Genomic DNA, 10,886 nt, shown 5'->3' on the forward strand with positions numbered 1-10,886 from the left:
AGCCGAGCACTTTGCGGGGTCGGTTGTTTAGGGCGAGAGCGACGGCTTCGAGGTCATCCGCGCTCCACCTCGAGAGGTCGGTGCCTTTCGGGAAGTACTGGCGTAGCAGCCCGTTGGTGTTCTCGTTCGTCGGTCGTTGCCAGGGCGAGTGCGGGTCGGCGAAGAACACCCTTGTTCCTGTCTCGAGCGCGAACTGGGCGTGCGCGGATAGCTCTTTCCCGCGGTCCCAGGTGAGGGTCTTGCGGAGGTGTTCGGGCAGCTTCGTCATCGACACCGTCAGCGCTGCGTTCATCGCGACGGCGCCGTAGCCACCGAGCGAGGGACCGTTCTTCACGGGTGGCATCTCACCCCAGCCTTCCAGTCTGGGCAGATGCACCAGGAGCGTGGAGCGGCTGCTGCGCTCGATGAGTGTGCCGATCGCGGATCGTCCGGTTCCGATGATCAGATCACCCTCCCAGTGCCCTGGAACGGCGCGGTCCTCGGCCTCGGCGGGGCGTTCGCTGAGGACGACATCGGCAGTGACATGCCCTTGCGGCTTGTTGCGTGATCGAGCTCGCGGTTCCCGCAGCGCACGGCCGGTTCGAAGGCACGTGACCAGTTCTCTCTTGAGCGCGCCACGGCCCTCGACGAACAGCGACTGGTAGATCGCCTCGTGGCTGATGCGCATGGACCCATCATCGGGGAAATCGACCCGGAGCCGGTGGGAGATCTGTTCCGGGCTCCACGCCATGGCCCACCGCCTGTCCTGCCGGTGCGGCTTGTTCAGCCCCTTCCACGCCGGCGTGTCAGGGCCCGTGACGATCGTGCCATCGGGTCTGCGGACGCTCCCGTTCAGCCGCTCCTGCACATACTCACGCAACCTGTCGTTGTCCACCAGCTTCGCGGTCTTCGGGCGCTTCGCGACCTGTTGCGACTTCCACTGCGCCACCAGCGCACGGTAGACCTGCTTCCCGCTCCTCGTCGCCGCGTTACAACGCAACTCGCGTGAGATCGTTCCCGGGTCGCGGCCTATCCTGCGGGCGATTTCACGCACGCCGAACTGCTGGGCGCGCAGCAGCGCAATCTCCTCACGCTCAGCGAACGACAGGTAGCGGCCCGTGGGCTCATCCAGACTGATCGGCGACATGCCGCCAGCGTGACGGAACCAACGGGACCCGACCGGCCACGACACGCCCACCTCGCCGGACGCCTCGACCGTCGTCACGCCACACGCGATAAGCCGCCAAAACTCCCGCTGCACCGCACGCGAGGGCTCAGGCCGGCCTGGTGAACGCATCGGCGGTCGCAACGCCCGATCCGCCGCCCACTGCCGCCGCGCGGCCTCGGGCGCTTTCGATATCTGCTTCCCACCGCGTCCCATCGCAAACCTCCGTGATCGAGGTGTTGCGACGACCAATTGAATCCGCCCAGTTCGCGCCTGTCTCTTTGTCAGAGGTCCCTGCCCAGCCGCGACTTTTTGGATCTCAGCTGGCGTCAGAATCCGAGTTCGGAAAGTTGATCCGGCGGACCGACGGGACAGGATCATCGACCAAGTGATATGAATCGCACCCTGCGAGGGACAGTTCGCTGCCCTGGACGACTCTGCGGACTCGGCTGAGAGATTCGCGCTGGCAGCGCCAGCCAGGGTCCAGCCGATGGGTTCCAAAATCATTGGCGTCGCGTGCATCCAAAACGGGAGTCCAATCAGAAGAGAGTTTGGGAGGCGATGACGCTTCCCGTCCATGACAAATAGCAGGAGGTAACCATGCGCAAGACCATCGCTGTCGGCGCCGTAGTCGGTGTACTCGTCGCCCTCGCGGGATTCATGCCGGCAAACGCCAATGAGAGCCACAGCCACGGGGACAACGGCCCCGCCGAACTGACCGTGTTCCACGCAATCCCGGGCGTCACGGTCGACGTTTACGTCAACGGAGCACTCACCCTGGATAATTTCACCCCCGGTTCATTCTCAGACACTCTGAGCCTTGACCCAGGCACGTATTCCGTGGCGATCACCGCCGCTGACGCCAAAGACGCCTCCAATCCCGTGATCGGCCCGATCGATCTCAAGCTGGGTAGCGGCAACAACTACACCGCGGTCGCACACCTGACCGAGGCCGGCATGCCGACCGCGACCCTGTTCCAGAACAACCCGGATCCCGTCGGAAAGGGCAAGGGCCGACTCACGGTCCGCCACGTCGCCGCTGCACCCTCGGTCGATATCCTGGCCAACGGTGCCGCCGCGATCACCGACCAGACCAACCCCGACGAGGTCGAACTGACCCTCCCGACGGGGACGATCAGCGCGGCCGTTGCCGCGACCGGCACGACCGCTGCGCTGATCGGTCCGGCCGACGTGACGATTGCCAAGCGCACGAACACCATCGTGTATGCATGGGGCAGCCTCGCTGACCACAACCTCGCCTTCGCCGTGCAGACAATCAAGCTCGACAAGGCCCACCACTAGGCACCACCCGGACACCTCCTGCGCTCTGCCATCGGAGTGCAGGAGGTGTCCGCCTCAACGCACACAAACACGAACCGAACCCGTCCGATACATCAGGGTGAGCTCCACTTGTCCCCCGTGGGCCAGACCTGCGTGTGCCCGCCGACTCGACCCGAGCCACGAGGACACAAAGATCCCTTCGACGGCCGAACCTATTGTCAGTTTCTCAGTGGCTCTCTGAAGGGGGCTTCTGGCTATGCTGTGCCTGACACCGTTCTGCGCCCACAGTGGATGGGGGACCATGAACGAGCAACATGCCGGTCAACGCTTCACTCCGAATAGCCCGGGCCCCGGGATGAGCCGCATTCTTCGAATCTTCACCGGACTGCGTAACCGATTGGAGGCGAGCGATGACACACATTGACCCCGAGAACCTTGCCATCATCGCCCTAGCCGGGGCCGACCTCACCAAAGTTGAACGCCAGCACCTCGCGGGATGTCCGGGGTGCGCGCTCGAACTCCTTTCCCTGCAGCACATCGTGGTTGTCGGCCAGGCGGCGCGCAACGTGTCCCTTACCGAGCCTGCCGAAGCGGTCTGGGAGCGGATTCATGGCGCTCTCGGGCTCAGTGCCGACGTCAAGAGCACGCCACGACGTGACCAATTCGTCGGCGCAACGCCCGCAGCGGCAACCAATGTCCCGGAGCGCGCCCAAACCCGAACTTCGAGGGATCATCTCACCGCGACGAGGGCTCGCGTACTCGTTGATCTGGCGCCGCGTCGCCGTCGGTGGCTACCTGTTTCCTTCGCAGCTGCGCTCATCGGCCTCATCGCGGGCCTGGCCGGTGGTATCTGGTTCGACTCACTTCAGCACGCCGCCGCACCGACAGTGATTTACCAAGCGCAGCTCACCTCCTTCCCCGGCTGGCAAGCACACGGCCAGGCGTCGGTTAAGGAGAGCGCGGATGGGCACCGCAACGTGACCGTCGACCTGACGGCTCCCGCCACCCCGGATAGCTCTCTACGGGAGGTCTGGCTGATCAAAGCAGACGCCTCAGGACTCATCAGCATCGGCCTGCTCGACGGAAACACGGGCCGCTTCGACATCCCCGACACTGTCGACCTCACCCAATATCCCCTCGTCGACATCTCAGCTCAACCCAACAACGGGAACCCCGCACACTCTGGGAACACGATCGTACGCGGACACCTGCAAGCCAGTTGAAGCACACTCACAAGCCCAAAGACCTGAGAACGCCTCGACCGCCGAAAAGAAACGTAGATGATCATGGCCGTGGCACTCTAGATTGCCTGAAACCCGGCAGTCCGGAGCAACCGACGAGGGCGCCCATCGGGGTCGCTGACGACGCGGCAGATGGGAACCGTCCAGGGCTGCGGCCGAGTCACTCGTTGGTAAACCCTCGTCGTCCTCCCGACGCGGCTGGGTCTGAGACTAGGGTGCCGCAGGAGGTGCGGCAGATATGTTCGCTTGTCGCTTCGCGGCGCGCCCGCCCGCGAGTGAGGAGAGGACGATGGTCACGAGCGCGCCGAGGAGGAGGGCCGCGCCCTCGCCGGGTACGAGTAGGTGGGCTTGCTCACCGATCGTGGCCGCGGCGACGGGAACCCCGAGCTGGGCAGCAGAAAGTAAGCCCAGAGGCAGCTCCTGACCGAGGAACCGAGTGGCGGCGTGGGTGAGCAGGGCGCCGCCACCGAGCGCGAGGCCCAGGAGGATCATCTGCGGGTGTGTGAGGAGGTCACCGAGGTTGAGGGACGCGCCGAGCCACACGAAGAAAAGTGGTCCGAAGAGCCCATCCGCGAGTGCGAACAGCTGTCTGGCTAGCCGGCGGGGCTCGCCGATGGCGGCGACGACCAGTCCGAAGGAGAACCCGGCCAACATGATCGAGACGTGGCCGGAGACCGCGAGAGCCGACATCGCAAAAAGGACCGCCAATTGGATGCGGAGTTCGAGAGCGAACTTGCGTTGCTCGGAGAGCCGATGCAACCGCAGTCGAGCGCCGTTTCGCTCCAGACGCGACAACGTCAGGTAGAGCACCGCAGCGGCCGCTGCGACGGCGCCCGCTCCGAGGGCCGCCCGGCCGGCGTTAGGCGGATCGATCGCCAAAGGCAGGGCGATGATCGCGACAATGTCGGCGATGGCGACCTGGGCAGTGAGTTGCAGCACCGAGTTTCCGCGCAGTCGCAGGGCATCAATCACCGGCAAGACGAGTGCCGCCGAGGACGATGCCATCAGCACGGCGTAAAGGGGCGCGTGTGCGCTCCCGAAGACGACGGCGGCACCAATACCAAGCGCCACCGCCAGGACTCCGGTGAACAACGCACGAACTGCGCCCGTGCCCAGTGCGGAGCGGATCTGCACGTCCCGCACGGGCACGTGTGAGCCGGCCACGAACATGATCAGAGCGAATCCGACATCGGCCAACAGCGTGATCGATGGGTCCGACGAATCGACCAGACGGAGCCCCGTATGGCCAACGAGGATGCCCGCCAGGATCTCGCCCAGCGTCACCGGAAGATTCCACCGTCGTGGGATCGCCAGCAAAGGCCCGAGCAGCGCAACGATCGAGATGATCGCCAGGGTTTGGAACGTCATCGCGAAACCACCACTAGGGGACGGCCGGCCGCCCCAAGATCAGGTCGGCCAGCTGCACGGGAATGTTCGTGTTCTCATCGGTGTGATATGCCGCACAGACCCGGTGGTAGCCGTCCGTAATGTGTAAAGGCACCGCCGAAGAGAGATTGCCACGAACGAGCAGGATTGGCGAGAGCTTCACGCCGGTCCGGATTTTCAGCAAGTCAGAGGCGACGTGGGGGTTGGTCACGTCAAGGAGCGGCAGGCCCGCAGCCCGCAGAATGTCCTTGGCTTTCTGAATGGTGATCGGCGTGTCTTGGAGCGCCTGCACGGTGGCGTCGACGCTCTCAGCTTGCAGGAGCAGGTGCGAGTAGTCCGCGGCGCTCGGGTAGTCCTGCGCCTCGGGCGACTCCAGCCATTTGACTTTTTTGGGCATGGTGGCCTTCCCTTGTTTTTTCGAGCAGGCTTTGGGAATGAACTTTCCGGCCCGGCCCGGCCCGGCCCGGGCTAGAATCCACCGCCTGATAGCTTGAGCGTAGTAGTGATCCGGCCGCTATGGAGGCACCCGCGATGCAGGCGTCGTAAGTCCATCAATTTGCGCTGAGATCGGCTTGCGGCGATGATGAGCCTCCCGGTAGGTACGTTCATCGTCAATGAATTGCACGGTCGGTGAGATTCTTCTGCACCTACCCTCTAACCACTGATACCGGGATTCTGGGTGTGGAAAACGCCGCATCTGAAGACGCCGACGGCTTTGAAGGAGGCGGTGGCGCCGTCGAAACGGATTTGGGCGGCGAAGGGAAAATGCAACCCGGTGAGCTTCTCAATCGCGAGCACGACCCAGGAGAATCCGCCCCGAGCGAGCGTCGTGTGTAGCAGCACCCGGCTCGACGCGGAGCCGGCGGACCCATCAATTTGGAGGCAGGCCTGGACAGCGAGCACCAGATCTCGCGGGAAGCTGATCACGCTCACCCTGTGGTGATCCTGCGTGATGTGCAGCAGCATCGTGACTTCGTTGTTGCCCGCTCCGTAACTTCCCGCGCGAACTCGACACTCGTCGCGTTACACACCACCCTGTCCAGTGCAAGTATCCATACCAGTCAAAAGCAGGCTAACGCCCCCGGTGATCGCTGCGACATACTCAACTGGGGCCGTCGGATGGCCCAACGAGTCACCTGTGAGCGAGATCCAGACCGGGCTTCAGATATTGCGGCCCTCAGAAGGGGTGGGCCGCAGATGCCGGTCGAATGAGTACGCGAGCGGCTGACCGGCGGGCAGTTCATCACCAAGCTGAAGCGCGTCACCCCGGAGTGTGGAGCGAATGCCCCGAATCGATGCAGGGCTCGCGATGACGAGGACCGTTTGGCGGCCGAGGAGGAAGGAAACAACGCGCTGGGAATAGAACTCGGACAGCACCCCAGCTGCGAACAATGTCGGGTCGGCTGGGTCCGTCTCTTCTAATTCGTCACCGTCCTCCCATCGCGCTCCCATTCTCCTAGCTGCATCGGTTCGGTCCAGGGGCCTTTCGGTCCGGCTGAGCCAGCCATCTGGGTAACCGCGATCGCGCCGCATGCTGGCGCGAGCACGAGGCCAAGCAGGCTCTACGTCGAGGCGACGATCTGAGATGACCGCGCGCGGGAGCTTGTGTAGTTCACACAGGAGCGTATTGACGAACCGAATACTGTTTGTTCGGGGCGGAGTGAACACGACGTCGGGAGAGAGCCTGGCCGCGGCCAGCAGATCCGCCGCGCGTTGTGCCAGGATGACGGCCGAATCGTCTACGCCGGTTCTGCCGGGCGTCTCGATGGCTGTCTCGTTGTGAACAGGGACAGAGTCGATCGTGTCCCCGAATCCCAACAGAATCAGTACACCGAATTCACTCATCCGCCTCGCGCTCCTTCCACAGCGGGATACTGCAGCATGGGGCGTCCCTCGACTTCGAGGCGACGGTTGTGCAGGATGACCACAGTCAAACACCATGCAGCCGGGCAATCTAGGAAGGCCAGCATGTCCTACCACGGGTTGGATCCGGGGCCCTGTCCTGTGTGCACGGCATCGTTATCCGCCAGTGGGCGGCGGACTCACGGTCGGTTTGCTGCGGGTCTGAGCGTAGCCACACCTTGCTTGCGGAGCAGTAAATTCTCCGTGTAGCGTGACTCTCGCAGGGCGCCACTTGTTAGCTGAGGCTCCTTTGCGGATACAAGCCAGCGACCCCCAACGTCTAGAGACGCCCCGGGTCAGGACAGGTTTTCCCGGAACAAGGGATTGCCCCGATTGGCTCCCGACTCCCGGGTTAACGCCGCAAAGTGCCAAAGGTCTTATGAGAAGAGGTCACCTCGGCCGGTCAGGTCGGACTCTTCGTGCGCGCTGAACGAAGTGGAGGGAGCACGCCGATGAGCGAGAGCCATAGACCCTGTCTCCCTCTGCCCGTAATTGCCCGTTAGACACTCGCTCTTCCCCGCGCGCGGCCCCTGGCCCGCGCTCTTCCGGCAACGCCTCCGGAATTCCCACGCTTACACATACTCGCTCCCTGCGCAGAAAGCCGCACACGATGACGAACAGCAGCGAAAGCGTCACCAGCCCTGAAACCGGCCCGACCCCGACGGGGCCGCTTTCCGCTGTGCTCGACTCAGCCCATCTCGGCGATATTGAAGGTGCAATGGGAACAATTCGTTTGGGTGATGATGCGCCTCGCCGAGGGTTCCCGGCCAAGTTTCGTACCCTGCTTGCGATCCTCGGCCCCGGGCTCATCGTGATGGTGGGAGATAACGATGCCGGTGCCTTCGGGACCTACACCGAGGCCGGGCAAAACTACGGCACCTCACTCTTATGGACCTTGCTCCTGCTCGTTCCGGTTCTGTACGTGAATCAGGAGATGGTATTGCGGCTGGGTGTGGTGACCGGGGTAGGCCATGCCCGGTTGATTCTGGAACGGTTCGGAAAATTCTGGGGTGCGTTCAGCGTCATCGACCTGTTCATCCTGAACGCGCTCACCATCGTCACCGAATTCATCGGGATCAGTCTGGGGCTCCAATACCTGGGCATCCCTCAGGTCCCCGGCGTCATCGTCGCAGCCCTGCTCGTGCTAGCCGCCGTAAGTACAGGGTCCTTCAAGAGATTCGAACGCGTCAGCCTGTTCCTGGTTGCTGGGTCACTGCTTCTGATTCCCATTTTCGTGCTCTCTCGCCCGGATCTGGGCGAGATGGCCAGGAACTTCATCCTCCCGGGAATGCCCGCGGGTTCACAACTCTCGACAGTGATGCTGCTGATCATCGGAATCGTCGGGACCACGGTCGCCCCGTGGCAGTTGTTCTTCCAACAGTCGTACGTCATCGACAAGCGCATCACCCCGCGCTTCATGAACTATGAAAAGGTCGACCTGTGGATCGGGATTTTGATGGTCATCGTGGGTGCGGCGGCGATCATCGGCTTCACCTCTGCGACGTTCACGGGGCGACCAGAATTCGGCAACTTCACCGACGCTTTGGGAGTGGCAGAGGGCCTCGGTAAGTATGTGGGGCCGGGCGTGGGAATCATGTTCGCGATCGCGCTGATCGACGCATCGATCATCGGGGCGGCTGCCGTCGGCCTCTCGACGTCATACGCCCTGGGCGACGTGTTGGGATTGAAGCATTCCCTGCACCGCAAACCGTGGGAGGCCAAAGGGTTCTACGCCGTGTTCGCGGGCCTCCTCGTGATCGCTGCCACCGTCGTCCTCATCCCCGGTAGCCCGCTCGGACTCTTGACCGTCGGCGTGCAAACCCTCGCCGGAGTGCTGTTGCCCTCCGCCACAGTCTTTCTTCTTTTGCTCTGCAACGACAAGGAAGTCCTCGGACCCTGGGTCAACGGCAAGTGGCTGAACCTGTTCACCTCGGTGGTGGTCGCCATCCTGGTCATGCTTTCTATCGTCCTCACGGCCAGCGTGTTGTTCCCGGATATCACGGCCGGTACGATCCTGTGGATCCTCGGTGGGGGCACCTTCCTCGGCCTGGTCACCGGTCTGATCGTGGGTGTGGTGCGCCGCCGACGCCCGGCTCGGGAGCCCGTCCCGAAGATGGAGCACGCTCAGCGGTTGCGCTGGCGGATGCCACCCCTGGCCCTTCTATCCAGACCCGAGCTCTCTTCGGGCCGGCGCGTCGGCCTTGCCGTCTTGCGCACGTACCTGCTCCTGGCGATGGCGTTGGTCGTCGTGCGGGTCGTTCAACTCGCTCTCGGCCACTGAGCAAATGAGTCTTACGCTCAAGTCAACATCCTCAACTCCGCCAAGAACCCAAGCAACGATCGGGAAAGAAGACCCACAGTGAACACGACGATCCGCGGTATGACCGATTCCGAGGTCGGCCTCTCGCAGTTGCTCCGGCACACCGTCGTTGACGGTCAAGGCAAAGCCCTCGGCAGACTCTCTGACGTCATCGTCCGACTCCGCGGAGACGATTATCCGCTCCTGACCGCGCTGGTGGTCCGGGTCGGCTCCGAAACGGTATTTGTCCCCATCGCCGACGTCCAGGACCTCGCGCCCGAAAACGTCCAGCTTGCCAGCGCCCGTCTCGACGTCCGGGCCTTCGAACGCCGGCCAGGAGAAGTGCTCCTGAACGCGGATGTCCTCGGCCACCGGCTCATCGACGTGGACCTCGCCTCCCTGGTCCGCGCCCACGATGTGTACATCACCCGCCTAGTCCCGGCCCACGACGTATATCTCAGCCCGGCCCCGGGCGTCTGGGTCGTCACCGGGCTCAACGTCCACCAGTCACACTGGTGGTCCCCACGCCGCGACAAGGACAATCATCCTGTGCGGGACTGGCGCTCCTTCGAAGCCCTGATCGGACACCAACCCTCCGTACTCGTTCGCACGTCGTTCGGGAAGCTCCGCCGGCTGAAGGCCGCACAGATGGCGGACATCATCGAAACAGCAGACGCCAAGGAACAGGATGAGCTCCTCGCCCAGGTCCACGCAGACCCAGAATTCGAAGCGGACGTTTTCGAAGAACTCGAAGACGACAGTCTGTCCCAACTCCTCAAGTCCAGAAGCACCGCGGATGTCGCCTCGGTCCTGTCCCGTATGCGTGCCGACGACGCCGCTGACGCGATTACCGACCTGCCCCAGGAGAGGCGCCAGGAGGTGCTTTCACTCCTCCCCGAACCTCATCGCACCAAAGTCCTCACACTCTTGGGTTATCACAACGCAACAGCAGGAGGACTCATGGGTGTGGAGTACCTCGCCCTGTCTGAAACCGCCACCATACGGGACGCCCTTGACATCATCCGGACCTCCACAACCGAACAACCCGAAGCACTCACAACCATCTACACCCTCGACAGCAACGAGCGGCTAACCGGAGCGATCAGCATCATCCGCGCCCTCCAGGCCGACGCGCAGCTCGCCCTGAAGGAAGTAGTCGACCCCGAACCAGTTCACGCAGCCCCCGAAGACGACATCATCGACGTCACAACTCGGATGGCGGACTTCAACCTCCTCACCCTGCCAGTAGTGAATGAAGACGGGCATATCCTCGGCATCATCACAGTCGACGATGCCCTCGAAGCCGCACTCCCAGAAGACTGGCGACGCAGAGAAGCACAGGCGCACAGCTCCCAGCCTCCACTCACCGACGAAGACTGAACCGCCCAAATGGGCGGCGAACTACTGACAACGCTGATCACGGCGGTGCTGAGCGTTGATCGACCGCCACGCATTCACGTTCCGAGGACAGGACGATCAACGTAGTCCTCACCGTCGACACCTGCACCCCAGCCAGGGGCGCGGCGGAATTTGTGGGTCTGTCAAGTTTTCGGTGTAACTGGGTTTGATTTTTAGTTGTCTCGGATGGAGAGTCGGCCGTTGAAGGTGATGTCGAAGGCGTTGAGGGCTGCCT

General features: G+C 63.1%; 9 protein-coding genes and 1 riboswitch. Of the genes, 4 read left to right on the forward strand and 5 right to left on the reverse strand.

All coding sequences use genetic code 11. The features are described from left to right. Positions 1-1,126, reverse strand: a 1,126-nt coding sequence (locus E3O39_RS14915; RefSeq protein WP_134450104.1) for an IS30 family transposase, incomplete at its 3' end; no start/stop codon positions are given. A 618-nt stretch (positions 1,127-1,744) separates the two neighbouring features. Here E3O39_RS14915 and E3O39_RS14920 point away from each other — a divergent pair. Further along, the gene (locus E3O39_RS14920; protein WP_134450096.1) at positions 1,745-2,446 is read left to right on the forward strand and encodes a DUF4397 domain-containing protein; all 702 of its coding nucleotides are present in this window, start codon (positions 1,745-1,747) and stop codon (positions 2,444-2,446) included. A gap of 389 nt (positions 2,447-2,835) precedes the next feature. Beyond that, positions 2,836-3,648, forward strand: a complete 813-nt coding sequence (locus tag E3O39_RS14925) for an anti-sigma factor (protein WP_134450097.1) — start codon at positions 2,836-2,838, stop codon at positions 3,646-3,648. Positions 3,649-3,876: 228 nt separating this feature from the next. Here E3O39_RS14925 and E3O39_RS14930 read toward each other — a convergent pair whose 3' ends face one another. From E3O39_RS14930 to E3O39_RS14945, 4 genes are all read right to left on the reverse strand, one after another. Beyond that, on the reverse strand, positions 3,877-5,034 hold the full coding sequence (locus E3O39_RS14930; protein WP_134450098.1) for a cation:proton antiporter: 1,158 nt from the start codon (positions 5,032-5,034) through the stop codon (positions 3,877-3,879). Positions 5,035-5,047: 13 nt separating this feature from the next. Next, positions 5,048-5,449 carry a hypothetical protein gene (locus tag E3O39_RS14935; RefSeq protein ID WP_134450099.1) on the reverse strand — a complete coding sequence of 134 codons (402 nt, stop codon included), beginning with the start codon at positions 5,447-5,449 and terminating at the stop codon, positions 5,048-5,050. Positions 5,450-5,706: 257 nt separating this feature from the next. Continuing rightward, a complete protein-coding gene (locus E3O39_RS14940) occupies positions 5,707-6,018 on the reverse strand; it encodes an LCP family protein (RefSeq protein WP_134450100.1) in 312 nt (103 codons plus the stop codon). A gap of 195 nt (positions 6,019-6,213) precedes the next feature. After that, the gene (locus E3O39_RS14945) at positions 6,214-6,897 is read right to left on the reverse strand and encodes a hypothetical protein (protein WP_134450101.1); all 684 of its coding nucleotides are present in this window, start codon (positions 6,895-6,897) and stop codon (positions 6,214-6,216) included. Between the two features lie 281 nt (positions 6,898-7,178). Further along, positions 7,179-7,348: riboswitch (M-box (ykoK) riboswitch) on the forward strand. A gap of 216 nt (positions 7,349-7,564) precedes the next feature. On the opposite strand from E3O39_RS14945, the gene E3O39_RS14950 reads away from it, so the two are divergent. Both E3O39_RS14950 and E3O39_RS14955 read left to right on the forward strand, forming a co-directional pair. Continuing rightward, positions 7,565-9,235 carry an Nramp family divalent metal transporter gene (locus E3O39_RS14950; protein ID WP_134450102.1) on the forward strand — a complete coding sequence of 557 codons (1,671 nt, stop codon included), beginning with the start codon at positions 7,565-7,567 and terminating at the stop codon, positions 9,233-9,235. 129 nt (positions 9,236-9,364) lie between these two features. Beyond that, positions 9,365-10,633, forward strand: a complete 1,269-nt coding sequence (locus E3O39_RS14955) for a magnesium transporter MgtE N-terminal domain-containing protein (RefSeq protein ID WP_241980941.1) — start codon at positions 9,365-9,367, stop codon at positions 10,631-10,633. Positions 10,634-10,886: the final 253 nt, after the last annotated feature.

The sequence above is a fragment of the Cryobacterium sp. MDB2-A-1 genome, assembly GCF_004402675.1.
Classification (GTDB): domain Bacteria; phylum Actinomycetota; class Actinomycetes; order Actinomycetales; family Microbacteriaceae; genus Cryobacterium; species Cryobacterium glucosi.

What these genes read in the sequence shown, in the direction of transcription:
- E3O39_RS14920 (WP_134450096.1), top strand. Translation starts at nt 1,745, where the DNA reads ATGCGCAAGACCATCGCTGTCGGCGCCGTAGTCGGTGTACTCGTCGCC.
- E3O39_RS14925 (WP_134450097.1), top strand. Translation starts at nt 2,836, where the DNA reads ATGACACACATTGACCCCGAGAACCTTGCCATCATCGCCCTAGCCGGG.
- E3O39_RS14930 (WP_134450098.1), bottom strand. Translation starts at nt 5,034, where the DNA reads ATGACGTTCCAAACCCTGGCGATCATCTCGATCGTTGCGCTGCTCGGG.
- E3O39_RS14935 (WP_134450099.1), bottom strand. Translation starts at nt 5,449, where the DNA reads ATGCCCAAAAAAGTCAAATGGCTGGAGTCGCCCGAGGCGCAGGACTAC.
- E3O39_RS14940 (WP_134450100.1), bottom strand. Translation starts at nt 6,018, where the DNA reads ATGCTGCTGCACATCACGCAGGATCACCACAGGGTGAGCGTGATCAGC.
- E3O39_RS14945 (WP_134450101.1), bottom strand. Translation starts at nt 6,897, where the DNA reads ATGAGTGAATTCGGTGTACTGATTCTGTTGGGATTCGGGGACACGATC.
- E3O39_RS14950 (WP_134450102.1), top strand. Translation starts at nt 7,565, where the DNA reads ATGACGAACAGCAGCGAAAGCGTCACCAGCCCTGAAACCGGCCCGACC.